This window comes from Lysobacter sp. 22409 (assembly GCF_052045105.1).
Lineage (GTDB): Bacteria > Pseudomonadota > Gammaproteobacteria > Xanthomonadales > Xanthomonadaceae > Lysobacter > Lysobacter antibioticus_B.
Map to the genome: position 1 here is coordinate 23,951 of NZ_JBQEOE010000046.1, position 23,522 is coordinate 47,472.

General features: G+C 68.4%; 21 protein-coding genes and 1 pseudogene. 7 read left to right on the forward strand and 15 right to left on the reverse strand.

Annotated features, from left to right (window positions below; genetic code table 11):
* Window positions 1-46: 46 nt before the first annotated feature.
* Complete coding sequence (locus ACTJJK_RS19620) at window positions 47-937, reverse strand: metallophosphoesterase (protein WP_440731018.1); 891 nt, start codon at window positions 935-937, stop codon at window positions 47-49.
* Window positions 934-2,322 (reverse strand): NTP/NDP exchange transporter, encoded by a 1,389-nt coding sequence (locus ACTJJK_RS19625; protein ID WP_051885195.1) that lies wholly within the window; start codon window positions 2,320-2,322, stop codon window positions 934-936. Before ACTJJK_RS19625 ends, ACTJJK_RS19620 begins: the two co-directional genes overlap by 4 nt.
* A 257-nt stretch (window positions 2,323-2,579) precedes the next feature.
* Here ACTJJK_RS19625 and ACTJJK_RS19630 point away from each other — a divergent pair, with 257 nt between their 5' ends.
* Together ACTJJK_RS19630 and ACTJJK_RS19635 are read left to right on the forward strand one after the other, a co-directional pair.
* On the forward strand, window positions 2,580-4,172 hold the full coding sequence (locus ACTJJK_RS19630; protein ID WP_440731019.1) for a GMC family oxidoreductase: 1,593 nt from the start codon (window positions 2,580-2,582) through the stop codon (window positions 4,170-4,172).
* A gap of 232 nt (window positions 4,173-4,404) precedes the next feature.
* Window positions 4,405-5,820, forward strand: coding sequence for a serine hydrolase domain-containing protein (locus ACTJJK_RS19635; protein WP_440731020.1), 1,416 nt, complete (start codon window positions 4,405-4,407; stop codon window positions 5,818-5,820).
* A gap of 165 nt (window positions 5,821-5,985) precedes the next feature.
* On the opposite strand, the gene ACTJJK_RS19640 is transcribed toward ACTJJK_RS19635, so the two are convergent.
* Window positions 5,986-6,519: an SRPBCC family protein gene (locus tag ACTJJK_RS19640; protein ID WP_223619828.1), complete on the reverse strand. Its 534-nt coding sequence runs from the start codon at window positions 6,517-6,519 to the stop codon at window positions 5,986-5,988.
* A 436-nt stretch (window positions 6,520-6,955) separates the two neighbouring features.
* The gene (locus ACTJJK_RS19645) at window positions 6,956-7,417 is read right to left on the reverse strand and encodes a hypothetical protein (RefSeq protein WP_031373057.1); all 462 of its coding nucleotides are present in this window, start codon (window positions 7,415-7,417) and stop codon (window positions 6,956-6,958) included.
* Window positions 7,418-7,594: 177 nt separating this feature from the next.
* Here ACTJJK_RS19645 and ACTJJK_RS19650 point away from each other — a divergent pair, with 177 nt between their 5' ends.
* Window positions 7,595-7,882: a hypothetical protein gene (locus ACTJJK_RS19650; protein WP_031373058.1), complete on the forward strand. Its 288-nt coding sequence runs from the start codon at window positions 7,595-7,597 to the stop codon at window positions 7,880-7,882.
* A gap of 1,201 nt (window positions 7,883-9,083) precedes the next feature.
* Here ACTJJK_RS19650 and gcvH read toward each other — a convergent pair.
* From gcvH to ACTJJK_RS19680, 6 genes are all read right to left on the reverse strand, one after another.
* Window positions 9,084-9,479, reverse strand: coding sequence for a glycine cleavage system protein GcvH (gene gcvH / locus ACTJJK_RS19655; protein ID WP_031373060.1), 396 nt, complete (start codon window positions 9,477-9,479; stop codon window positions 9,084-9,086).
* 103 nt (window positions 9,480-9,582) lie between these two features.
* Window positions 9,583-10,206, reverse strand: a complete 624-nt coding sequence (locus ACTJJK_RS19660; RefSeq protein ID WP_440731021.1) for a 2-hydroxychromene-2-carboxylate isomerase — start codon at window positions 10,204-10,206, stop codon at window positions 9,583-9,585.
* Window positions 10,207-10,220: 14 nt separating this feature from the next.
* On the reverse strand, window positions 10,221-11,342 hold the full coding sequence (gene gcvT, locus ACTJJK_RS19665; protein ID WP_031373062.1) for a glycine cleavage system aminomethyltransferase GcvT: 1,122 nt from the start codon (window positions 11,340-11,342) through the stop codon (window positions 10,221-10,223).
* A gap of 319 nt (window positions 11,343-11,661) precedes the next feature.
* Window positions 11,662-12,189: a hypothetical protein gene (locus ACTJJK_RS19670; protein WP_440731022.1), complete on the reverse strand. Its 528-nt coding sequence runs from the start codon at window positions 12,187-12,189 to the stop codon at window positions 11,662-11,664.
* A gap of 4 nt (window positions 12,190-12,193) precedes the next feature.
* Window positions 12,194-12,634 (reverse strand): NfeD family protein, encoded by a 441-nt coding sequence (locus tag ACTJJK_RS19675; protein ID WP_031373064.1) that lies wholly within the window; start codon window positions 12,632-12,634, stop codon window positions 12,194-12,196.
* Between the two features lie 3 nt (window positions 12,635-12,637).
* Window positions 12,638-13,600, reverse strand: coding sequence for an SPFH domain-containing protein (locus ACTJJK_RS19680; RefSeq protein WP_031373065.1), 963 nt, complete (start codon window positions 13,598-13,600; stop codon window positions 12,638-12,640).
* 108 nt (window positions 13,601-13,708) lie between these two features.
* Between ACTJJK_RS19680 and ACTJJK_RS19685 the strand changes: the two genes are divergently transcribed.
* The 3 genes from ACTJJK_RS19685 to ACTJJK_RS19695 are packed head-to-tail and all read left to right on the forward strand — an operon-like array spanning window position 13,709 to window position 16,602.
* On the forward strand, window positions 13,709-14,332 hold the full coding sequence (locus ACTJJK_RS19685; protein ID WP_223619824.1) for an RNA polymerase sigma factor: 624 nt from the start codon (window positions 13,709-13,711) through the stop codon (window positions 14,330-14,332).
* Complete coding sequence (locus ACTJJK_RS19690) at window positions 14,325-15,356, forward strand: hypothetical protein (RefSeq protein ID WP_440731023.1); 1,032 nt, start codon at window positions 14,325-14,327, stop codon at window positions 15,354-15,356. The genes ACTJJK_RS19685 and ACTJJK_RS19690 overlap by 8 nt, the downstream gene beginning before the upstream one ends.
* A 28-nt stretch (window positions 15,357-15,384) precedes the next feature.
* A complete protein-coding gene (locus ACTJJK_RS19695; RefSeq protein ID WP_440731024.1) occupies window positions 15,385-16,602 on the forward strand; it encodes a PDZ domain-containing protein in 1,218 nt (405 codons plus the stop codon).
* A gap of 115 nt (window positions 16,603-16,717) precedes the next feature.
* On the opposite strand, the gene ACTJJK_RS19700 is transcribed toward ACTJJK_RS19695, so the two are convergent.
* From ACTJJK_RS19700 to ACTJJK_RS19720, 5 genes and pseudogenes are all read right to left on the reverse strand, one after another.
* Window positions 16,718-17,677: a DUF6607 family protein gene (locus tag ACTJJK_RS19700; protein WP_440731025.1), complete on the reverse strand. Its 960-nt coding sequence runs from the start codon at window positions 17,675-17,677 to the stop codon at window positions 16,718-16,720.
* Window positions 17,678-17,739: 62 nt separating this feature from the next.
* Entirely contained in the window at window positions 17,740-18,312 is a 573-nt protein-coding gene (locus ACTJJK_RS19705) for a Hemin transport protein (protein WP_440731026.1), read from the reverse strand.
* A gap of 3 nt (window positions 18,313-18,315) precedes the next feature.
* Window positions 18,316-20,616: a TonB-dependent hemoglobin/transferrin/lactoferrin family receptor gene (locus ACTJJK_RS19710; protein ID WP_440731027.1), complete on the reverse strand. Its 2,301-nt coding sequence runs from the start codon at window positions 20,614-20,616 to the stop codon at window positions 18,316-18,318.
* A 350-nt stretch (window positions 20,617-20,966) separates the two neighbouring features.
* A pseudogene (gene hemP / locus ACTJJK_RS19715) lies at window positions 20,967-21,074 on the reverse strand (hemin uptake protein HemP); the annotation flags it as partial.
* A 271-nt stretch (window positions 21,075-21,345) separates the two neighbouring features.
* Complete coding sequence (locus tag ACTJJK_RS19720; protein WP_440731028.1) at window positions 21,346-22,317, reverse strand: aldo/keto reductase; 972 nt, start codon at window positions 22,315-22,317, stop codon at window positions 21,346-21,348.
* A 70-nt stretch (window positions 22,318-22,387) separates the two neighbouring features.
* On the opposite strand from ACTJJK_RS19720, the gene ACTJJK_RS19725 reads away from it, so the two are divergent.
* On the forward strand, window positions 22,388-23,341 hold the full coding sequence (locus ACTJJK_RS19725) for a hypothetical protein (RefSeq protein ID WP_440731029.1): 954 nt from the start codon (window positions 22,388-22,390) through the stop codon (window positions 23,339-23,341).
* Window positions 23,342-23,522: the final 181 nt, after the last annotated feature.

Genomic DNA, 23,522 nt, shown 5'->3' on the forward strand with positions numbered 1-23,522 from the left:
CGCTGGCGCTTATCGAAAGCCCGTAGCTGCAGTTTGAGACAACGGCTCAATCGGGTGCGTGTCGCTCCCGACCCGGCACGGCCGCACGCAGCGTCAAGCGCGAAATCTCCGGCGGCACGCCGAAGCGGACCGGCAAGATGCTAGTGCCGATGCCGGTCGAGACGAACAGGGACTTGCCGTCTTCGATCAGATAGCCACCGGCATAGCGTTGGTCGGCCGGCAGCACCGGGGTGCCGATCCACGGCAGGCGCACCTGGCCGCCGTGGGTGTGCCCGGCGACGGTCAAGGATGCGCGTGGCGGGACCTCGGGAAACAGGTCGGGGTTGTGGGTCAGGGCCAGCACCGGCGCATCGTCGGCGACGCCGGCGAAGGCGCGGTCGATGTCGTGGGCGGCTTCCCATTTGTCGCCGATGCCGACCACCCACGCCCGGCAGGCGCCGAGCTGCACCGCCTGCGCCTGGTCTTCGAGCACGATCACCCCGGCCGACTCCAACGCGGCGCGTACCCGCACCCCGTCCTTCCACCAATCGTGGTTGCCGAGCACCGCATAGACCGGCTTGCGTCGGGTCAGGGGTCGCAGATGCGGCGCCATCTGCTCGGCCGAGATGTAACTGCCGCCGAGCACGCTGAGAATCACGTAATCGCCGGCCATCAACACCGCCTGGGCGTCGCTCGCGACCAGCCGCTCGACGATATGGTCTAGCCGGTCGAGGCCGTTGTGCGGCGAGCCGGTATGCAGGTCGGCGACCACGTCGATGCGCAGGCCATCGCAGTCGCGCGACCAGTGCGGCAGGCGAAATTCGTAATCGCGCTCGACCAGTTGCCGCGGTTCCCAGAAGAACCCCCAGGCGAAGCATCCGACACCGGACAGGACCACGCCGACGAACAAGCGCTGCAGCCACAACTGACGCGGCCACGGCCGCCAACCGCGTTTCATGCTTTCGAGGTCTCTCGTGTGTCTGAGGCGCCGCCACGCTGCACCCAGCGCGCGACGTTCCAACCGATCAAGCCGGCGCCGGCGGCGACCGCCGCGCTGATGCCGGCCAGGCCGGCGACACCCACACCGACGCCGCGCAGGCCGACCATCGCGGTCGCCACGGCGACGTCGCCGAAGCGCCAGGCGGCGGTGTCGACTGCGTTCTTGCCCTTGTAGCGCAGGGTGCGCGCGGCGCTGCTGAACAGACTTTCGCGGGCCGGGCCGACCATGCCGTAGGCGAGCCCGCGGCTGATCACCAGCGCCATCGCCACCGCCGGCATCGGCAGCAGCATCGCCGCCATGCCCTGCGGCAGCATCGCCACCAGTGCGCCGTAGCCCGGGAACAATTGGGTCAGCGGCGCATGCGGGTCGGCGACCAGCGCGACCAGCGCCAGGATCGACACCGTCACCACCGACCACACCCCGATCACCGTGGCCGCACCGCGTCGCGCCAGCAACCAAGGCGTCAACAGCAACTGCGCCGCCAACGCGATCATGTTGGTCATCAGGTCCAGGTCGGCGGCGAAACGGGTGCGCGCGACCGCATCGACGAAGGTCGCCTTCGAGTAGTCCACCACCAGGCCGTAGTTGACCGTGCCGATCCAGTCGCCGAGCAACAGCAGGATCGCCATCGAGCGCATGAAGGGATTGGCGAACACCTGCTTGAGGCCGTCGAGCATGCCGCCGCCGATCGCCGATTCGTGCGAGGCCTCGAAGCGGCGAGTGCCGTGGATGCGCGACCAGCGCCCTAGCAAAGCGACGAACAGCAATGCCAGGCCGAGCAGGCTGGCCGAGACCATCAGCAGCGGCGCCACGCCGATCACACCGACCAGCAACCGGGTCAGGACCGGACCGGCGAGCGAACCGAGCGTGCCGGCGACCGCGATCAACGGGAACAGACGCCGCGCCTGGCCCTCGCTCCAGATGTCGGTCATGAAACTCCAGAACACCGACACCACGAACAGATTGAACACGCTGATCCAGACGAAGAACACGGTGCCGAGCGCGCGCGGGCTGAGCACGCCGTGCGCGCTGAACAAGGGCACGAAGGCGAGCAGGCAGGCGATGAAGAAGCCATACACCAGCGGCACCACCACCCGGCGCGGATAGCGCGAGACCAGGGCCGAGAACACCGGCGTCAGCGCCAGCGTCGCGACGAAGGTCGCCGCGTAGAACCAGGGCAGTTGGGTCGAACCGACCGCGGCGCTGAGCTGGTCGCGGACCGGGCGGATCACGTAGTACGCGGTCAGCACGCAGAAGAAATACGCCAGCGAGAACGCGACCGCGCGCCATTCCCCGCTGTGGACGCGCCCGGTCTGCAGGCTGGCGTCTTGGACTGCCGACATTCCGTCGCTCCGTGTGGGACTGCCGGCATGGCCGACGGTTGGCGGGTCATCGGCGCGGCCGGGCCGGGCCCGGTCTCCTCGCCGCTGGCGGTGCCGGAAAGCGCCGGCCCCGTTCGTTGCCGGCACGGTAGCCCAAGGCGTCCCACACCGCCAGCACGGCGTCTGGCGGCTGCGGTATCGCCATTGGGAGCATATGCTCTAGTTTTGGCGCTTACGTTCGCCGCACGGTAAAGCGACCGATGCAGAGCAGCCCGAGAATGCCCCAAGAGTTCGACTACATCATCGTCGGCGCCGGTTCGGCCGGTTGCGTGCTGGCCAACCGCCTCAGCGAAGATCCCGACGCCCGAGTGCTGTTGATCGAGGCCGGTCCGCGCGACCGTCATCCCTTCATCCACATGCCCGCCGGGCTGGCCAAGCTGGTCGGCAAGAAAGGCGTGAACTGGGATTACGACACCGCCCCGGAGGCGCAGCTCAACCGGCGCGTGCTGTGGTGGCCGCGCGGCAAGGTGCTCGGCGGTTCCAGCTCGATCAACGCCATGTGCTACATCCGCGGCGTGCCCGGCGACTACGACGACTGGGCCGCGGCCGGCGCCAGCGGTTGGGGCTGGAGCGACGTGCTGCCCTACTTCCGCCGTTCCGAGCGCAACAGCCGCGGCGACAGCGCCCTGCACGGCAGTCACGGCCCGCTATACGTCTCCGACCTGCGTTACACCAATCCGCTGTCGGGCGTTTTCATCGAAGCCGGACAACAGGCCGGCTATGCCGCCAACCCGGATTTCAACGGCCCGAAACAGCAAGGCTTCGGTCTTTACCAGGTGACCCAGAAGAACGGCGCGCGCTGTTCGAGCGCGGTCGCCTACCTGGACCCGGCGCGCGAACGCCACAACCTGCACATCGTCACCAGCGCCCTGGTCAACCGCATCACCATCGAACGCGGCCGCGCCACCGGCGTGACCTACAGCGTCGGCGGCCGCGCCTATCATCAGCACGCGACGCGCGAGGTGCTGCTGAGCGGCGGCGCGATCAATTCGCCGCAGCTGCTGATGCTGTCGGGCATCGGCCCGGCCGAGGAATTGCGCCGGCACGGCATCGAGGTGCTGCACGACGCGCCGCAGGTCGGGCAGAACCTGCAGGACCATCTCGACATCTGCACCCTGCAGCACTCGACCCGGCGCGTGACCTACGACCGCGTCAGCGATGTGCGCATCGCCTTCGACTATTACCTGCGCGGCCACAGCGGCCCGGGCAGCAGCAACATCGCCGAAGCCGGCGCCTTCGTGCGTTCGGCGCTGGCGCCGGACGAGCGCGCCGACATCCAGATGCATTTCGTCCCGGCCATGCTCGACGACCACGGCCGCCACCGCCTGCCCGGCGACGGCTACACCGCCCACGCCTGCTTCCTGCGTCCGCGCAGTCGCGGCCGCATCGGCCTGGCCAGCGCCAGCGCCGGCGACAAGGCGCGCATCGAAGCCAACTACCTGAGCGATGCGGAAGGCTTCGACCTGAAGATGATGGTCGAGTGCGCCAAGCTCTCGCGCACCCTGTTCGCGCAGAAGGCCTTCGACCCGTATCGCGGCGCACCGATCTTCCCGGCCCGCGACGACCTCAGCGACGCCGAGTTGGTCGAGTTCGTCCGCGCCAAGGCCGAGAGCGTCTACCACCCGGTCGGCACCTGTCGCATGGGCGACGACGACGCCTCGGTGGTCGACTCGCGGCTGCGCGTGCGCGGAGTCGAAGGGCTGCGCGTGGTCGACGCCTCGGTCATGCCGAGCCTGATCGGCGGCAACACCAACGCGCCGACGATGATGATCGCCGAGCGCGCCTCGGACCTGATCAGCGGGCGCATCTGAGGCAAGGTGGCGGGCGAATCGGGGCGTCGCGGCACCACCGCGGCGGCCTGCAGTCGGGCCACCGCAACCGCTCGTCGCCTGCGTCGACAAGTTCCTGAACCAAGCCGCAGCAAGGCCTGTTCATCAGGCCATTAAAGCCTGAAAAATCAGAATCCTGAATGCGCTTGTTGTCCAATTCCCTGAGATCGGCGCTAGAATCGTTGTAACCCGGCTCACGCAGGCGCTGCGACCGATGAAACACGACAAGAATCCGGGCTCGCCCCGGCGGTCACTCAATCCCTGGCGCCTCGGCACGCTCGCTGCCCTGCTGACCTTGACCCTGGGTTCGACCGCACAAACTTCCCTGCGCTGGCAGAGTCCGCAGCCGCAGGCACCGGTCGCGCGCGCGCAAGGTTTCGACGGCACGCTCGCGCCGGGCCAGCACATCGTCTCGGCGCAGAATCCCTCCGGCCGCGTGTTGCCGCTCGCCAGCGATTTCGACGTCCGCCAATTCGAGGCGATGGCGCAGCAGCTCGTCGCCGACCAACGCATTCCGGGCATGGCCATGGCGGTCGTGCACAACGGCCAGGTTCTCAGCGCGCGCGGCTACGGCATCACCGACGTGCGCAACGCCGAGCCGATCGACGCCCACACCGTGTTCCGCCTGGCCTCGCTGTCGAAGAGCTTCGCCGGCACTCTGACCGGCCTGCTCGTCAACGACGGCACCCTGCGTTGGGACAGCAAGCTGGTCGATTACATGCCCAGCTTCCAGTTGGTCGATCCGAACGCCGCGCGCCAGATCACCGTCGCCGACCTGCTCAGCCATCGCGTCGGCCTGACCCACAACACCTACGACCGCGATCTGGAAAACTACGCCGACTACCGCGTGCTCACCCAGAAGCTGGCCTATGCGCCGATGACCTGCCAGCCGGGCACCTGCTACGGCTACCAGAACATCGCCTTCAGCCTGATCGGCGACGTCGTGTTCGCCGCGACCGGCGACTTCTACAGCCAGGAAGTGCAGCGCCGCCTGTTCAAGCCGCTCGGCATGAACGACGCCAGCCTCGGCCTGGAAGGCATCACCGCCAGCGCGCGCTGGGCCCGTCCGCACGTGCGCGCTCGCGGCGGCTGGGCCTCGCTGACGCCGAAGCCGACCTATTACCAACTGCCGCCGGCCGCCGGCGTCAACGCCAGCGCCAGCGACATGGCGCAGTGGCTGATCGCCCAGACCGGCCACCGCCCCGACGTGCTGCCGCTGCCCTTGCTGGCGACGCTGCACCAGCCCTTGGTCGACACCCCGACCGAGATCCGCGGTTCGAGCTGGCGCCGTCAGCGCCTGAGCTCGGCGGGCTACGCCCTGGGCTGGCGCGTCTACGACTACGCCGGCCACCGCATGGTGTTCCATGCCGGCGCGGTGCAGGGTTATCGCGGCGTGGTCGCACTGCTGCCCGAACGCGACCTCGGCATCGCCCTGCTGTGGAACAGCGAAAGCGGTTTGCCGACCGGCCTGCTGCCGACGATCCTCGATCGCGCCATCGGCCTGCCGCCGGAGCGCTGGATCGATGTCGGCTTCGACGACCCGGGTCTGTACGCCGCCGAGTCCAACCCGACCCAGCAGCGCGATCCCAACGGCAGCAACGCGCAGAAATCGACCGCCGCGCCGCGCTGAGGCGCGAGCGCACCACCGGCGCGACCGGTGGCCGGATACGCAACGGGCCGCGGCAATGCCGCGGCCCGTTGCGTTTCGAGCTGGGTGCGTGTCGATGGCGCGACCGAGTTTCAAACCCGCTGGCGCGGCCCGAACGCGGGCCGCTCGCCGATCACAGGCTCGCCGTCAGCGCGGCTGTTCTTCGAGCACCCGCTTGAGCTTGGCCAGGCCCTTGTCGTAGTCCTTGCCGACCATCTTGTCGAGCACCAGACCGAACCAGCGCGAGACCAGATTGTTGCCGTGCGCGCTGTCGAGCGACCAGGTCACGCGGGTGCCGTCGCCCTCGGCCTTGAGGTCGAAGGTGCCGACCGCCTGGGTGCCGTCGAAGTCGAGCGCATTGACGACCTTCTGCTGCGGCACCGACTCGGCGATGCGCTGGCTGCCCTTGCCGACCTTCACGCCCTCCCAGGCAAGCGACGCGCCGACACCGGCTTCGGGACCGCTGTAGACGTATTTCGCGGTCGGCTCCAGCTCGTACCACGGCGACCACTCGTTGAAGCGCTTGTAGGAATCGAGCATGGCGTGGACTTCGCCGGGCGGCCGGTCGATCGCGATCGATCGTTCGACGTGGGTCTTGTCCGGCAGCAGGAAGCCGCCGACCACGAACACCAGAGCGAGCAGTACGACGAGATACAGCAATCCCTTCAGCAAGGCTTTCATGGCGCTTCCCGGGCATTGGACCAGGCCCGATCCTAACCGCTGCCGCGGCGATCGGAAGCGGTTGCGGCGAGCTCGCCGACGAGAGGCGCGCGGCGCGGCATGGGAGCGCAGCCGCGCCGCCCAGCGGTCGTCACTCCGAGACGGCGGGTTCGGCCTGGCTTTGGCTGAGTCCGACGGCAGGGGCTTCCCCCGGCAGAACGCTGAAGTCTCTGGATCCCCGCCTTCGCGGGGATGACGGCTGGGAACACGCGCAAAGGCGCGAGCCAGTGGCTGGGAAGTCTTTCGCCCGCCCGGCCCTCGCGCACAGCGCTCGGGCGTTCGCAAAGGCGCGAGCCACTGGCTCGCAAGCGCCTTTGCTCACCCCAAAAAAAAACTCTCCCCCCGCCTGGGCTGCGGGGAGAGAGCTTGATTACGGCTTAATCGGGGTTTTTCTTATTTAGATCAGCGGAGCCGGGGTGGCCGGCAACGCAGCTGCAGCCTTGGACTTGCGGGCCTTCTTGGCGGCCTTCTTCGGGGCCTTCTTGGCGGCCTTCTTAGCAGTCTTCTTGGCGGCCTTCTTGGCAGTCTTCTTGGCAGCCTTCTTCGGAGCCTTCTTAGCCGCCTTCTTGGCGGTCTTCTTGGCGGCCTTCTTCACAGCCTTCTTGGCGGTCTTCTTGGTCGCCTTCTTGGCTGCCTTCTTAGCAGTCTTCTTGGTCGCCTTCTTCGCAGTCTTCTTGGCCGTCTTCTTGGTGGCCTTGCGTGCGGTCTTCTTGGCGGCCTTCTTCACGGTCTTCTTGGCTGCCTTCTTGGCGGTCTTCTTGGTGGCCTTCTTGGCAACCTTCTTCGCGCCAGCTTTCTTGACAGCCTTCTTCGTCGCCTTCTTGGCGGCGGACTTCTTAGCAGCTTTCTTAACGGCCATGGTATGGCTCCTCGTCAGTGGTGATCAGGGATTGATCAGTGGTGGTGCGGTAAGCCCAGTGGAAAGGGACTCTGTGAAGACAGAGCCGCGGGAGTCGGACCCGCGTGCAACCGCCGACGCGCACTGCGCGCCGGAACGGATCGGGGATCGCATCCGGCCGCAGGCGCGGCGGGACCGATGGCGCATCCGCCCGGAAGGCGGACGGAGGGGGCCGCAAAGGGGCGCGGCCAAACAAAAACCCGGCCCGCCGAACGCGAACCGGGTTGCTTGGAACAGGACGCCAACGATGTCATCTGGGTTTTGGATGTCATCGGCGAAGAGAGTGCGGTCAACATTTCTGCAGAGGAAGCGAATCCTGCGTCCACCGTTTTGACTGTCCGGGCGGAGGTCCGTTTTGTGCTGCATGTTGTCGCGCTGGGTTTTCTCACTCTCGTCTGCAGGAAACGTCTGCTGGGCGAAACCTAATCACGCTTTTTCATACTGTCAACAACCGAGCCTATTTTTTTTCCGGGCCGCCCGCCCGGACGGCGGCGGCATCGGCGGCGCACGCGTTCGTCGAGTGCGCGCGCGCGCATCCGACCGATTCGCGATGCGTTTCTTTCGACATCGCTGAAACCCAAGCGTGGCGCGGGTTTCGGCGATGCGATGTTTTTTCGCGCGGAGTTTTTTCGATAACGCGCATCGCCGCGCGAGGCTGTCGAAGGCGATCTACGAAGGCGAATCCGGAAGAAAAAATTCCGGTCCGCGGCGGCCGCGGATTTCGCGTCGCACAAGCCGAATTGCGCGAAACTGCGCGAACCGTTTTCGGCCTCCGGCGACGTTCGACGACCGCCTCGTCGGAGCGACGAGCATGCCGACGCGACGACTCGCTCGCTCGAACGACGGCGACGAACGACGTCGCCGAGCATGTGTGCCTGCACCTCGACGGCACCGACGAACGGCAACGTCGGCACGCGAGGCGACGACCGTTCGTCTGCCGAAGTCGCCGCGCTNCGGCGAAGTGGAAAGCGTTTTCCGACAGCCGCGACGACCGACCCGACGACCGCGTCGGGCCTTCGCCGACGGCATCGCCGATCCGCCGCGACGATGCGCCGGCTCGCAAAAACCGCTTGTTTTCGGGGCTGCGGCGTTGAGCGCATCGATCGCGCACGACTCGGCCCGCTGCCTCGAAGAGCACGGCAAGGGTCGCGCCACGCCGGTCTCGACCGCGCCGCTGCGAGTCGGCGCAAGCGGCATCGACGGCCGACGACGCGAGGTTCGCGGCGAGCGAGCGGCGTGCTCTTCACGTCGAGTCCACGCGTCGCGCTCGGACGTCGTGTCGGGGCGAGGTGCCGTCGTCGGTCGGGTTCGCGACGGCGCGACCGGGTTCCGGCGAACCGGCGACGCACGCGACGGCATCGGCGGCGTCGCGATGTCGACCGCCGCCGGAACGCGTCGGCCGATCTCCGGTTCGCCGTCGGCTCAGCGCCGCCTCGTCGCTCCACATCGACCGCTCGTCGGCCGCGTTCGCCGGGCGCCGCGGCGAAGCCGGAGTCGAACGCGCGCGCCGCCACCGCGCCGCCCAAAACGAAAACGGGGAGCGGAGAGCCGGCTGCCGCGATCGCGGTCCGGTTCTGCGCTCCCCGCTGCCGCCGCCCTCAGGGCGACGGTGCCGGATCGGCTGGGATCAGTGGTCGTCTTCTTCGAGCAGCTCGGCGTAGTCGTCCGGAGCGAGCAGTTCGTTGAGCTGGTCCGGCTCGTCGATCTCGACGGTGAAGATCCAACCCTCGCCGTAGGCGTCTTCGTTGATCGTTTCCGGCTTGTCCGCGAGCGCGGCGTTGACCGCGGTCACGGTGCCGGAGACCGGCGAATAGACGTCGGAGGCGGCCTTGACCGACTCGACCACCGCCGAGGCGGTGCCGGCTTCGACGCGGTCGCCGATGTTCGGCAGTTCGACGTAGACCAGGTCGCCGAGCAGGCCTTGGGCATGGTCGGAGATACCGACCGTGACTTTGCCGTCGCCTTCGACGCGGGCCCACTCGTGGGATTTCATAAACTTCAGATCGCCGGGGATTTCACTCATGGCTGGCCTCGAACGTGACGGGAGCGGCTGGTAATGGCGGGTAGTTTAACGATGCGGGCGCGACATGCCACAGGGGCGGCGGCCGGGAGGGCGACGGGCGCGTTCAACTCGCCCTCCCGCCGTCGTCGATCCGGTACGGCGCGCGGGCGCTGAGCAGCGCCTCGACGCGATCCTGGCCCCAGAACGGTTCGCCGTGCAGCACGTAGCCGGGCAGGCCCGGCAGGTCGGCGGCGATCGCCTGTGCGGTGTAATCCCGATAGCGCGCGGCGACCTCGGCGGTCTCGGCGGCGGCGATCGTCGCCGCCGCATCGTGACCGTGATCGCGCAACAGGCGCGCGACCGTGTCGCGATCGGCCAGGTCCTGGTCGTGCGCCCAGATCGCCCGGAACGCGGCGTCCATGTAGGCGGCCGGATCGGCGCCGGCCTCGACCAGGGCGATTGCGCAGCGATCGGCCAGGCCGGGATCGACCGGGAAGAACTTCGGCGCCAGGTTCAAGGGCAGCGCGCGCTGTTCGCGTGCGCGCTGCAACTCGTACAGACGGTAACGCTGCCGGGCCGGCGCGCGCTGGCCGAGCGGCAGGCCGCCGTTGGCGGCGAACAGCTCGAAGATGCGCACCGGCTTGTAGACCAGGCGCGCACCGCTCGCCTGCGCCGCCTCGAGCACGGCGGCGTGCCCGAGGTAGGCATAGGGCGAGATCAGGCTGAAGTAGTAGTCGACGAAGACCATGGTCGAGGCGTCGGTCAGACCAGCACGCCGTCCTGGGCCTGGCCGTCGCGCACGAACGGGAACTTCACCACCCGCACCGGCACTTCCTTGCCGCGGATGTCGACGCGGACGTTACCGGCGCTGCCGAGCGGAATCTCGCCGGCCGGCACGCGCGCGAACGCGATCGACTTGTTCAGCGTCGGCGAGAAGGTGCCCGAGAGGATCTCGCCCTCGCCGTGCGCGGTCAGCACTTTTTGGCCGTGGCGCAGCACGCCCTTCTCGTCCATGACCAGGCCGATCATCTGGCGCGCGGCGCCGCTGGCCTTGAGCTGTTCGAGCGGCTGGCGGCCGATGAAGTCGCGGCCTTCGTCGAGGGCGATGGTCCAGGCCAGCGCGGCTTCGTACGGCGACACGCTGTCGTCCATGTCCTGGCCGTAGAGGTTCATGCCGGCTTCCAGGCGCAGGGTGTCGCGCGCGCCGAGGCCGGCCGGCTTCACGCCAGCGGCGAGCAACGCATCCCACAGCGCGACCGCCCGGTCTTCCGGCACGACCACTTCGAAACCGTCTTCGCCGGTGTAGCCGGTGCGGGCGACGAACAGCTCGATGCCGTCGGCGGTCCGGGCCTGCCCGGCGACGAACTTGCCGAGCTTGCCGACGCGGGCGCGGTCTTCCTCGCGCAGCAGGCCGATCAGCTTGTCGCGCGCGCTCGGGCCCTGCACCGCGATCATCGCCAGTTCCGGACGCTCCTTGACCTCGACGCCGAAGGCCTTGGCCTGCTCGCCGATCCAGGCCAGGTCTTTTTCGCGGGTGGCGGCGTTGACCACCAGACGGAAGAATTCTTCCTCGAGGAAATACACGATCAGGTCGTCGATGACGCCGCCCTGCGGATTGAGCATGCAGGTGTACAGCGCCTTGCCCGACTTCTGCAGCTTGTCGACCGAATTGGCGACCAGGTGGCGCAGGAACTCGCGCACGCGCGCGCCGCGCAGGTCGACCACGGTCATGTGGCTGACGTCGAACATGCCGGCGTCGCGACGCACCTGGTGATGCTCTTCGATCTGCGAGCCGTAGCTGATCGGCATGTCCCAGCCGCCGAAATCCACCATCTTGGCGCCGAGTGCGCGATGGGCGTCGTTGAGGATGGTCTTCTGGCTCATGGGGCGCTGCCTGCTCTGCTGGGGAGGTTGAGCCGGCGATTATCCCAGAAGCGCGCGCCGCCCGTGGCAACGTATTTTCGGTACGCAAGCGCATGGAAGCGCGCCGCGTGCTTCAGAAGTGGGCAGGAGCGGCGCGAGCCGCGACCGCGAAACTGTGCCGACTATGCGCGAAGGTCAAAATCGAGGGCGCGCACTCACGGCTCGCATCGCTGCTGCCAGGCAGCGAAGGGTTCGCGGCGACCTGATGCCGGAGCCGGGAACTGAGGGGCCCTGCGACGGACTTCGCGGTCGCGCGGTGGCTGCTGTTGCGCGGCCGGCTCTATTCCCCTTCGGCGCCTTCGTTGTAACAGCTCACTTCGGTCGGCCGGACTTCGACGAAGCGACCTTTATTGCGGTCCAGGCGCACCGCCCAACGCGAGGCCTCGAACATCTCGCGCGCTTCGGCGTTTTCGACCGCGGTATCGATGACGGCGATCACACCCGGATCGCCGACGCCATCGATGACACAGGTCGAAATCGACACGCGTTCGCCGCGCAGCAGCTTGGGGTACGGCACCACGTCGGTGATCTTCCAGCGCGCCTCGTTGCCGATCCGGCCGACCAACTCGGCGGCGTAGAACTTCAACGAGCGGTCCTCGGCGTCGTCGATGGTGCCGATGCTGCGCGCGCAGATCTGCTCGGCGCTGCGCCCGGAGCCGACGCAGCCGCCGGTGTTGGACTTGAAGCCGTCCGGGAACGGCGGCACCACGCGTCCGATCCAGGTCTCGCTGCCGTTCGGTTCGCCGGCCGGACAGGGAACGACCATGCACAGCAACGCGACCATCGCCGATGTGCGCAGAGCCGTCATCGCCTCAGGTCACCGCTTCGACCCGCAGGGTCATGCCGTCGGTGCCGATCACCCGCACCGCGGCGCCGGCCGGCAGCTCCGGGCCGGTCACGTCCCAGTACGCGTCGGCGATCTGCACCCGCCCGCTGCCCTGGACGATGCCGCGCTCCAGGGTCACCACACGGCCGACCAGTTGTTCGGCGCGACGGTTGAGCAAGGGCCGGTCGCTCTGGCGCTCGCGGCCGCGGAACCAGGTGCGGTAGACCTGGATCGAAACGAAGCTGAGCAACACGAAGGCGGCCACCTGGGCCAGCACGGTCAGCCCCGGGAACACCAGCACCAGACCGAATACGACCGCCGCGGCCAGGCCGAGCCAGAGCATGAAAGCGCCGGGCGCCATGGCTTCGGCCGCGAACAGCAGCAACGCGATCGCGGCCCAGGTCACCGTCTGCCAGTTCCACGACATGGCTCAGCCTCCGCTGCGCGGCGGCAACGGCGGCGTCGCCGGTGCGCGGCTGGGCTGGCGCTCCAGCGCTTCCTTGGCCAACTCGCCGATGCCGGCCAGCGAGCCGATGATGCCGGCCGATTCCATCGGCATCATCACGAACTTCTGGTTCGGCGCCTCGGCCAGCGACTTGAAAGCCTCGATGTACTTCTGCGCGATGAAGTAGTTGATCGCCTGCACGTTGCCCTGGGCGATCGCGTTGGACACCACCTCGGTCGCCTTGGCTTCGGCCTGGGCCAGGCGCTCGCGCGCTTCGGCCTGGCGGAACGCGGCTTCCTTCTCGCCTTCGGCTTCGAGGATCACCGACTGCTTCTCGCCTTCGGCCTTGAGGATCGCCGCCTGGCGGAAGCCCTCGGCCTCGAGGATGTTGGCGCGCTTCTCGCGCTCGGCCTTCATCTGCCGCGCCATCGAGTCGACCAGGTCGCGCGGCGGCTGGATGTCCTTGAGCTCGATGCGGTTGACCTTCAAACCCCAGGGATGGGTCGCCGCGTCGACCGCGTTGAGCACCTTGGTGTTGATCTCGTCGCGCTTGGACAGCGACTCGTCCAGGTCCATCGAACCGATCGCGGTGCGGATGTTGGTCATGACCAGGTTCAGGATCGCGATCTCGAGCGTCGCGACCTCGTAGGCGGCCTTGGCCGCATCCTGGACCTGGAAGAACACGATGCCGTCGACCTTGACCACCGCGTTGTCCTTGGTGATCACGTCCTGGCTCGGCACTTCCAGGACCTGCTCCATCATGTTGATCTTGCGGCCGACCCCGTAGATCACCGGGATCAGGAAATGCAGGCCCGGGTCCATGGTGTGGGTGTAGCGGCCGAAGCGCTCGACCGTCCATTGATAGCCCTGCGGCACCATGCGCACGGTCTTGAACAACAGCACCACGCCGGCGAACACCAGCACTGCAGCGAGCAACGTCGGTCCCATGTCTCCCCTCCTCCCTGTCCGTTGACTCAGTATAGGCCTTGGCTACGGCTGCGACCCTTCACGCCCTTGGCGCATCCTTGTCCTGGAATGCCGACCGAATCCCCGCCATTGCCGTCCATCCCGCCCGAGCCGGCGCGCCCGCTGTCGAGCTTCGCCATCGACGTTCCGGAGGCGCTGCTGAGCCGCGCCCGCTCCGGCGAGGGCGCCGCGTTCGAGCAGATCTACCGCTGGTTCGAGCGGCCGGTTTTCACCCTGGCGATGCGGATCGCCGGCGACCGCGACGAGGCCACCGAAGTGCTGCAGGACACCATGCTCAAAGTGCTGACGCGGATCGGCGACTTCCGCGGCCACCGCGACGGCAGCGGCACCCCGTTCTGGGGCTGGCTGCGGCAGATCGCGGTCAACGAATCGCTGATGCGTCTGCGCAGCCAGCGTCGCCACGAACATGCGGTCGAGCCGGAGGACGAACACCTCGCCGACGACCGCACCCCGCCCCCGCCCGCGGCGGCCGATGCGGCGGCGCTGGGCCGCGCCCTGGCGCAGTTGCCGGCGCCGACCCGCAGCGTGCTCTGGCTGTACCACGCCGAGGGCTACACCCATGAGGAGATCGCGGCGCTGATGCAGCGCACGCCGAGCTTCTCCAAATCGCAACTCGCTCGTGGCGGTCGACGCCTGCGCCAGTTGCTGGAGTCGGGCATCAAGCACAACGATCTGGAGCAGGCCCATGCCTGACCGCACCCCTTCCGCGCCGCAGAACTGGTCGTCGGCGTTCGCGCAATTGCCGCCGGAGATGCCGCCGGCCGATGGCTGGTCGCGTATCGCCGCCACCCTCGCCCAGCGCGGCGTCCTGCCGACGCCGGCCGAATCGTCCGCGGCCGAACCGATCCGCTCGCAGCCTTTAAGGAACGGTTCGGCCCAAGTCGAACCGCGGCGCGCCGCGGCGAACGCACGGCCGCGCCAGCGCTGGATGATGGCGGCGATGCTGGCCGCGGCCCTGCCGCTGGGTCTGTGGCTGTCGCTGCGCAGTCACGCCCCGGACCCAACCGGCGTCGGCGCGGAAGCAGTCGCACATTCCGGCGCCGCTCCAACGACGGCGAAACCAGCGACCGCGAAGCCCGCCGCCGATGCTGGCCTCGATCCGCGGCACGGCGCCACCGCGCCTGCGACCCGGATCGTCGACGCGTCGACCCCGAAGGCCTCGTCACGGGCGGTTCCGACAACGGCGACCAAGCCGGTGCGCACGCCGAGCCCGGCGACTGACCGCATCGCGTCCACACCGGCACCGCGGCGCTCGCAAAACCCGCCGACTCGCTCGGCCGCACACGACGCTGGCGCAGCCACCCATCCCGCCTCGCCCCAGGTTGCTGCGGCCACGACGGTGGCGACCGCACCCGCAACCCTGGAGACGGCGTCCATCGCCGCGACCGCGCTCGCCTCCGCCGACGGCGAGGCCCGCCTGCTGCGCGAACTCGGCGAACTGCAGGCCGAGTCGGCGCAGCTCGAAGCCCTGGTCGCACTGACCCGCGACGAGCAGGTCGGCAGCGCCTCCGCGACGGTGATGAGCTCCGAACTCGACGAACGCGTGCGCCTGATCGACGCCACGCTGATCGCCGGTTCGCTGCCTGCGGCGCAACGCCTGTCGCTGTGGCAGCAGCGCGTCGGCGCGCTGCGCACCCTGGCCGGCGTGGAAAGCACGCAACGCTGGTTCGCCGCTCGCGGCGAACGCTACGACGACGCCCTGGTTCGCGTCGACTGATCCCTTTCATGCGGCACCGGAGACCTTTATGCACCGCTTCACTCTGACTGCACTGCTGCTGTCCACCGCGATCGGCAGTGCCCTGGCCTACGCGCCGGCGGGCACGCCGAACGGCGCAACGTCCCATACGCCGGCACCGCAGGACGACGCCTCCCCGAGGGTAATCGTGCGCCGCTCGCACGGCGAACGTCCGCTGGTGATCGCCCAGGTGCGGCCGCAGGTCGTCCAACAGATCCGCGGCCTGCCCGATCCGGTGACCAAGCCGGTGTTGATCCGCGACGAGATTCGCGGCCCGCAGTTGGGCGTGATCCTGGCGCCGGACGACAAGGCCGGCGCGCGCATCATCGCGGTCACCCCCGACAGCGCCGCGGTCAAAGCCGGCCTGCGCAGCGGCGACCGCCTGCTCGCAATCGGCGGCAAGACCATCGCCGGCGCCGATGGCGACGCGCGCCTGGCCGACGCCCGTGCGCTGCTCGGCCGGCTCGAAGCGCGCAAACCGATGCGCATCCGTTATCAACGCGACGGCCGCGACGTCACGGTCGAGGTAACCCCGCAGCTCGGCGAACGGGTGATGGTGTTCGAGAGCGGCGACGGCTCGCAATTCGTCACCAGCGGCCAGGTCATGATCCGCCGTTCCGTCGACGGCGAGATGGAGGTTTCCGGCGACCGCATGGAATTCACCCCGGCCGATGCCGTGGTCGCCCCACGCCTGCGCACCGAGATCGTTCGCCTCGGCCCGGAGGATTGCAAAGACAAGCCCTGCTTGCTGCCGACGATCAGCGACGCCCTGCGTTGGAACGGCCTCAACCTGGCTTCGGTCGACGCCAAGCTCGGGCGTTATTTCGGCGCCCAGCGCGGCGTGCTGGTGCTCAGCACCGGTCCCGAGCTGAAGGGGCTGGAACCCGGCGACGTGATCCAGACCATCGACGGCCGACGCGTCGACACCCCGCGGCAAACCATGGAAGCGCTGCGCAACCAGGCCGAGGGCGCCCAGGTCGAGGTCGGCTATCTGCGCGACCGCGCCACCGCCAGCACCAAGCTCAAGGTGCCCAAGGCGGTGCAGTGGACGCCGCCGCGCCCGCCGCTGCCGCCGCCGGCCCCGGCCGCACCCCGTGCGCCGCTGCCGCCTGCTCCGCCCGCACCGCCTGCCCCGCCGACGCCTCCGCAGGCCAAGGCGCCTCCGCCGCCGCCCGCACCGCCGGCCTGGGCGATAGCCCGCGGCACCCACGTGCACCGGGTCTACTGAGCCGGGCGAAGCGGCCTGCAGACGCAAAAAGAAAGGCCGGGCGATCCGCCCGGCCTTTCCCGTTTCTGTGTTCCGCGTTGCGCGCGGCCTGGCACACCGCGCCGAGCGGCGCCGCTTACTCCGCAGGCGCGGCGGTCACCCACTTGGCGAACACCGCATCGATCTCGCCGTCGCCGACGCTCTTGCCGTCCTCGAGTTTTCCGGCCTGCTCGAATAAGGGAATGATCATCGCCATGCCGTCGATCTTGGTCTTGAGCCGCACGCCCGGCGCGCGCTGCAGATAACGGTCCCAATGCGTCCGGACCTTGCCCCAGAAACCTTCGGTCGCCTTCCAATAAGTATAGGCCGGCTTGAAATCGACCTCGGCGGTCTTCTGGTAATCGTTGAAGCCGAACTCGCGCGCCAGCTCTTCCTGGCTGCCGTCGGGCTTTCGCAGCACCTTGGTGTTGAACTGCTCGTGGGTCCAGCCGTTCGGCGTGATGGTGTGGCGATTGACCGCCGAGACCGCGTTGTAGTCGCTGCGCTTGGTGTACTCGCGTCGGGGCAGCGGGCGCCAGCTGGCGTCGCTGGTCCAGGTCGCGATGCCGTTGCGATACTCCCAACGCCCGGTGCCGCAATAACGCGGCGCATCGCTGACCTCGTACACGCACTGGGTCCAGGCGCCGCGATTGAGTTCGGCCGGAATCTTGCGCACGTGCCAGGTCTGGTCGGCGCTGAACTCGAAACGCTGCGGCGCCTCATAGACCCAATCCTGGCGCCAGTGCTTGGTCACGTGACCGCTCTTGGCATCGACCAGGATGTGCTGCAGCACGAGCTTGCGCGGGCTGTCCTCGACCACGATGACGGTCTCGTTGCCGCCGCTGCGCATCGCCGGCGCGCGCTCGTAGCCGGGCTTGAGCAGCACGGTTTCGTCGAAGGCGAAGTCGACGATGTATTCGCCCTTCATCGCCAGGATCGAAGCGCGGTCGCGCTCGGTCGAGGCCTCGGCGGCCGGCGCGGGAGACAAGGCCAGCACGGCGGGGCTGGCAAGAACGGTGAGGGCCAGCAGGCTGGCGGGGTACAGACGTGGGGTCATGGCTGAACTCGATGGTTCTCGGTTGGCTGAAGGATTCGGAATAGACAGACGAAGCGGTCGGCTCAGGCGTACTGCGGCGGCGCGCCGTCGCGCAGGCCCGAGGCCATGCAGCAGCACACGTGCGCCTGCGGGCGCAGGCGCGCGCCCTCGCCGGCGGCGATGCGGCGCGCGTGCGCATGCCCGAGGTCAGACAGCTCGGCCGCATCGGCGAGCAGGACGCAGTGCCCGGCTTCGTCGTGCAGCACATGCAGGCGCAGGACCTCGGCGCACCAGCGGCCGCGCAGACGACGCCACCAGCGTCGCCGCAGACGCGGCCACAGGCCGCTGCGCGCCTCCGCGCCGCGATGCACCGGCAAGTCGGCGGCGGCATCGTCCCAGGCCAGGAAATCGCTGTCCGGCAGCAGATACAAACGCCAGCAGGCGCGGCCGGCGCCGTTGCGGAACAGCAAGGCCTCGCACGAGGCCTCGCCGTCGTGACGGACCAGCCGCTCGGCGCTGTGCGCCTGCAGCCAGCCGTCGAGAGCGTCGCGATGGCGCGAGGGATACACGCACAACACCGTCGCGACCGCCGCCAAGCGTTCCGGCGCCGGCAGGCCGGCGCGGTCGAGCGTGGCGGTCGGCGACGGCGCGCGCATGGCTTACCAGCTCACCGCCACGCTCATGCCGAGGTTGCGGCCGGGCGCGGTGTAGCGGTCGACGATGGCACTGCCGGCACTGAGGCCGGGCAGATTGGCGCCGTCCCAATACTTCTTGTCGGCGAGATTGAACACGCCGACGTTGAACTTGGCGCCGGGCGCGAAGTCCCAGTGAGCGAGCAGATCGAGCACGCCGTAACCGGGCGTAGCGAAGCGGTTCGGCGCCGGCAGGTCGGTCTTGCGGTGGGCGAAACGCCCGGCGAGTTCGACGCCCCAGCTTTCGCGGTCGTAGGCCACGCCGAGCGTAGCGGTCAACGGCGCGATCGACTCCAGCGGCCGGTCGGCGGTCTTGTCCTCGCCCTCGCTCCAGGCCGCCGCGCCGCGCAGCGACCAACCGGCGAGACGGTCGGAGAGCTGGCCGAAGTCGACCCCGCCGCGCAGCTCGACGCCGCGGATGCGCGCCTTGGCGACGTTCTGCGACTGGAACACGATCAACGGCGTCTGCGGCGGCGCGCTGACCTGGCGGTTGGATTCGATGAAGTCCTTGTAGTCGTTGGAGTACACCGACAACTGCGCATAGGCGGCCGCGGTGCTGAAGCGCAGACCGAGCTCGTAGCCGTCGCTGGTTTCGGGCTTGAGGTCCGGGTTCGGGATGGCGGTGTAGCCGAACTGCAGATTGGTGAAGCCCAGGTTGACGTCGTTGTAGGGCGGCGCGCGGAAACCGCGCTGGTAACCGCCGAACAGCGACCAGTCCTGGGCGAAGTGCCAGACCGCGCCGAGCTTGGGCGACACGCTGGTCTTGCTGAGGTCGCTGATCTTCACCCCCGGGTTGTCGGCGTTCCAGATCGGATCCTGCTGCGGACGCAGTTCGTAACGGTCCACGCGCACCGCCGGCACCAGGCGGAACTCGCCGTCGGCGAAACGGATCTCGTCCTGCACGAACACGCCGGCGTTGCGGGCCTTGCTGACCGGGAAATCGCGCACCGGGAAGGTATCGGGCGAAATCACGCTGCTGACCGCGCCGGTGGTCAGGTTGACCGCGCGGCCGTCGCGCTTCTGCCGGAACTCGGTGTCCTCGTACTCGAAACCGTAGGTCAGCGTGTGCTCGACCCCGCCGGTCGCGAAATCCTTGTGCGCGGTGGCCTCGGCGCCGTACACGCGTTGGTCGAAATCGAACTCGCGCAGGCGAAGGGTCGGGCTGACTTCGCGACCGCCGATCACGCTGACGCGCTGCTCGCGAGTGCGCTGGGTGGTCTCGCTGTCCTGGCGATAGACCTGCCAGCGCAGCGAATCGGCCAGCACGCTGTCGAGGCTGTCGATTTCGTGCGCGAACGCGACCCGTGCGCGGGTCTGGTGGTCGTCGCCGGTCTGCGACAACACCCGCACCTGCGGCGCGCCCGGCATCGACAAGGCGGTGCCGCGGGCGCTGAAGACCTGGGTATCGGTCTGGTCTTCGCTGCCTTCCACGGTCAGGCGGAAGCGCTGCCGGTCGCTGGGCGCGTACACCAGCTTGGTCAGCAGGCTGCGGCCTTCGTTGCTCTGCGGGTTGGGGCGGGTGCGGCGTGCGTCCAGCGCGGCGTTTCCGCCCTGGTTGCCGGTCTCCTCGCCCTGGTGATGATTGAGCACGACCAGGCCCGACCAGCGCTCGCCGCCGAACGCCGCGGCGCCGCCGCCGAACAGGCTTTCGTTCTTGCCGTCGTAACCGGCCTTGAGGCCGAAGTAGCTGCCGGCACCGTCCTTGAGGTAGTCGGCCGGATCCTTGGTCACGAACGACACCACGCCACCGAGCGCGTCGGAACCGTGCAGGGCGCTGCTCGGGCCGCGCACGACCTCGACTTCCTTGACCGTATCGAGGTCGACGAAATTGCGCCCGGCGTTGGAGAAGCTGCCGATCGAGAAGCTGTCGGACACCGAGATGCCGTCGACCAACACCCGCACGCGGTTGCCGCCGAGGCCGCGGATGCGGATGTCGCCGAGGCCGAAGCGCTCGCTGTTGGCGCCGACTTCGATGCCCGGTTCGTAGCGGAACAGGTCCTTCAGGTCGCGGACCAGCTCGCGGTCCATGCGTTCGCGGTCGATCGCGCCGACCGTCGCCGCCACGTCCTCGACGGCGCGCTCGGTGCGGGTAGCGCTGACCACGACGCGCTGGAGTTCGTTGACGTCGGCGCTGTCGGCGGCATCGGCCGCGGCGGCGACTGCCGGAAGAGCCAGCAACAAGGCCAGGGCGAGCGCGCAGCGCGCCGGTACGCGCAGGGACGGGGAAGTGGAACGAGCGGGCACAGCAGTAGTAAGAACGCAGGACATTCGGTCGGACTCGGTAATGGATTGGCCGAGGCGAGCGGGCGTCCGTTGCAACGACTGTGCAAAGCGGAGGGCTGGCAGCCTTGAGAGAGAAGGTGCTGGCGGGTCGGCCGGAGCCGACGCGCCATACCGCCCTCCTGCCGGGAGCGCGGTATGGCGGATGACGCGGGCGTTGCGTTGCGATCGGCCTGGGACTGTCGATGGACCCATAGGTCCAGACATCGATCCAAACATCGATCCGCCATTCCCATTCAAAGAACGGATGGGGCGGGACGGGCTTGGCTGGACCGCGCCAATCGCCGGGTTACTTGGATTACGCCGATCGCGGTGTTACGCGGAACTGCATCGCAGGATTACTTCGTAAGGATCAGCTTGTCGTTGCGGGTGTGACGCAAGCGATAGACCTCGCCGCCATGGCGGATCAACACTTCACGCGCGCCGCGAAGCAAGGCCGTGCTTTCGACCAGGACGCCCTGGGCGGCGGCGACGACGGCCGAGGTCGCCGAGGCCGAAGCGATGGAGGGCACGGCGACGGGCGCCGCGACCGCAGCCAGGGGACGATCGCTACGGGGTTTCAATTGCAGCACCGGATTGCGCAGAGACATGACGGTGGCTCGTTGGGGGTGGGCTCGACAAGAATGATAATGATTCTCATTTGACAGTCAACACCCCAACCGCCGGTTCTGCGACCCCGGTCATGCGCGGTCCGCACCTCACCCAACTCAAGCCGCGTCAGGCCGTCTCGCGCTCCACCCGCTGCCAACCGGCCTCGTCGATGCGATCGACCCAGTCCAGCGCCTGCAGGTTCTGCAGCAGTTGCTCGGTGCGGCTGGCGCCGAGGATCACGCTGGAGACGTGCGGGTTGCGCAGGCACCAGGCGATCGCCAACGGCGCCGGCTCCGCGCCGAGCTCGCGCGCGACCGCGACGAAGGCGTCGGCGCGTTGCGGCCGCCGCTGGTCCGAGCTGCCGAGCACGATCCGCTGCAACCATTGCTGGTCGGCCTGGCCGAGCCGGCTTTGCGCGGAAATGCCGTCGCGGTATTTGCCGGTCAGCAAGCCCGAGGCGAGCGGCGACCAGATCGTCGTGCCGAGGCCGAGCTCCGCATACAGCGGCGCGTATTCCAGTTCGACCCGCTCGCGATGCAGCAGGTTGTACTGCGGCTGCTCCATGGTCGGCGCATGCAGATGATGAGCGCGGGCGACCTTGTGCGCCTCGCGGATCAGCGCTGCCGGCCATTCCGAAGTGCCCCAGTACAAGACCTTGCCCTGGCGGATCAGCGCATCCATCGCCCACACGGTTTCCTCGACCGGCACGTCCGGGTCGGGGCGATGGCAGTAGTACAGATCGAGATGCTCGACACGCAGCCGACGCAGCGCGTCGTGGCAGGCTTCGGTGACATGCTTGCGCGACAATCCCTTCTGGGTCGGACCCGGCTCCTCGACCGAGCCGAACATGACCTTGCTCGACACGCAGTAGCCGTCGCGCGGCAGGCGAAGATCGGCGATCGCCTCGCCCATCACCCGCTCCGCCTCGCCGTTGGCATAGCCTTCGGCGTTGTCGAAGAAATTGATGCCGTGGTCCCAGGCCGCGGCGATCAGCTCGCGGGCGGTGTCGCGGCCGATCTGCGCGCCGAAGGTGACCCAGGCGCCGAACGACAGCGCCGAAATCTGGAGGCCGGATGAACCGAGGCGACGGTACTGCATGGATGCACTCCAATCTGAGCGGTGACTGCGGTCATGCTACGCCCCTGGACGATGCGACAAAGGACTGCATGTGGCGACGACGAACCTGAAAACCCGAGGCCTGATCGTGATCTTCATCGCGATCGCAGTCGCATTGTTGGCCTGGCAACTATGGCGCCTGCGCACGCCGGCGCCGGCGATGCCCGAACCCGACGCCATCCAGGCCGATATCGCCGACGACGCGCCCGAGGCGACCGACACCGCACCGGCCGCCGCCACGCCGCGCAAGATCCAGCCCGCCGCCGGCGACTACCGCAACCCGGCCCTGGCCGAGCTGAAGAACCGCGCCGACGCCGGCGACAGCCGCGCCTCCTGCCAGCTCGGCATGGAGCTGCTGCGCTGCACCGACCTGTCCGCCGCCGAGCAGGTGCTGGCCGCGGCCGACGACAACGCCCGTCCGGACATGCCGGCCGAGCAACGCGCCTACATGAGCAAACTCGAAAACCGCGCGCGGCACATGGTCGCCGAATGCCGCAGTGCGCCTGCCGATGCCTGGAAACAAGGCAACCATTACCTGCGCCAGGCCGCCCTCGCCGGCGAACCCGAAGCGATGTACCGCTACGCCCGCGGCGACTCGGTGCTGATCGACTACTCGCGCATGGGCACGCCTGAGTTCGACCGCTGGCGCGCGGAAGCCGGCAACATGATGCAGCTCTCGTTCGAAGCCGGTTACCTGCCCTCGGTGTTCGACCTGATGGTCGGCTACAGCGACAACTCCTCGCCGATCACCGGCCTGATCCCGAACGACCCGACCAAGGCCCGCGCCATGCGCCTGCTGATCGGCCGTCTCTCCGGCAAGCCCGCCGACCGCCCGGAAGCGCGCCATGCCACGCTGGAACCGGCCGCCGTCGCCCTGGCCGCGCAATGGCAGCGCGACTACTTCCCGACCCTGAAACCGCCGTTGCAACGCATGCCGCGCGTGATGCCGGCCGGCTTCGCCTCGTTGTATGCGGACGAGAACGTCGAGAGCCCGTGTTCGCAGTGACCGCGTTTGTTGCGGTCGGTGCATTTGACGCCGACATGGATAGGCGCCGCGATGGCTTGGGGCGCATCGCTCTAACCAAATCAAGATCTAGATCAAACGCGAAAAGCTTCCGCCACTAAAGCGGCGGGTTACTTTCTTTTGTCTAAAGCAACAAAAGAAAGGTAACCAAAGAAAAATGCTT

Bases quoted from the DNA above. Each gene is read 5' to 3' on its own strand.
- ACTJJK_RS19620 (WP_440731018.1), bottom strand. From the start codon at position 937: ATGAAACGCGGTTGGCGGCCGTGGCCGCGTCAGTTGTGGCTGCAGCGC.
- ACTJJK_RS19625 (WP_051885195.1), bottom strand. From the start codon at position 2,322: ATGTCGGCAGTCCAAGACGCCAGCCTGCAGACCGGGCGCGTCCACAGC.
- ACTJJK_RS19630 (WP_440731019.1), top strand. From the start codon at position 2,580: ATGCCCCAAGAGTTCGACTACATCATCGTCGGCGCCGGTTCGGCCGGT.
- ACTJJK_RS19635 (WP_440731020.1), top strand. From the start codon at position 4,405: ATGAAACACGACAAGAATCCGGGCTCGCCCCGGCGGTCACTCAATCCC.
- ACTJJK_RS19640 (WP_223619828.1), bottom strand. From the start codon at position 6,519: ATGAAAGCCTTGCTGAAGGGATTGCTGTATCTCGTCGTACTGCTCGCT.
- ACTJJK_RS19645 (WP_031373057.1), bottom strand. From the start codon at position 7,417: ATGGCCGTTAAGAAAGCTGCTAAGAAGTCCGCCGCCAAGAAGGCGACG.
- ACTJJK_RS19650 (WP_031373058.1), top strand. From the start codon at position 7,595: ATGGCGCATCCGCCCGGAAGGCGGACGGAGGGGGCCGCAAAGGGGCGC.
- gcvH (WP_031373060.1), bottom strand. From the start codon at position 9,479: ATGAGTGAAATCCCCGGCGATCTGAAGTTTATGAAATCCCACGAGTGG.
- ACTJJK_RS19660 (WP_440731021.1), bottom strand. From the start codon at position 10,206: ATGGTCTTCGTCGACTACTACTTCAGCCTGATCTCGCCCTATGCCTAC.
- gcvT (WP_031373062.1), bottom strand. From the start codon at position 11,342: ATGAGCCAGAAGACCATCCTCAACGACGCCCATCGCGCACTCGGCGCC.
- ACTJJK_RS19670 (WP_440731022.1), bottom strand. From the start codon at position 12,189: ATGACGGCTCTGCGCACATCGGCGATGGTCGCGTTGCTGTGCATGGTC.
- ACTJJK_RS19675 (WP_031373064.1), bottom strand. From the start codon at position 12,634: ATGTCGTGGAACTGGCAGACGGTGACCTGGGCCGCGATCGCGTTGCTG.
- ACTJJK_RS19680 (WP_031373065.1), bottom strand. From the start codon at position 13,600: ATGGGACCGACGTTGCTCGCTGCAGTGCTGGTGTTCGCCGGCGTGGTG.
- ACTJJK_RS19690 (WP_440731023.1), top strand. From the start codon at position 14,325: ATGCCTGACCGCACCCCTTCCGCGCCGCAGAACTGGTCGTCGGCGTTC.
- ACTJJK_RS19695 (WP_440731024.1), top strand. From the start codon at position 15,385: ATGCACCGCTTCACTCTGACTGCACTGCTGCTGTCCACCGCGATCGGC.
- ACTJJK_RS19700 (WP_440731025.1), bottom strand. From the start codon at position 17,677: ATGACCCCACGTCTGTACCCCGCCAGCCTGCTGGCCCTCACCGTTCTT.
- ACTJJK_RS19705 (WP_440731026.1), bottom strand. From the start codon at position 18,312: ATGCGCGCGCCGTCGCCGACCGCCACGCTCGACCGCGCCGGCCTGCCG.
- ACTJJK_RS19710 (WP_440731027.1), bottom strand. From the start codon at position 20,616: ATGTCCTGCGTTCTTACTACTGCTGTGCCCGCTCGTTCCACTTCCCCG.
- ACTJJK_RS19720 (WP_440731028.1), bottom strand. From the start codon at position 22,317: ATGCAGTACCGTCGCCTCGGTTCATCCGGCCTCCAGATTTCGGCGCTG.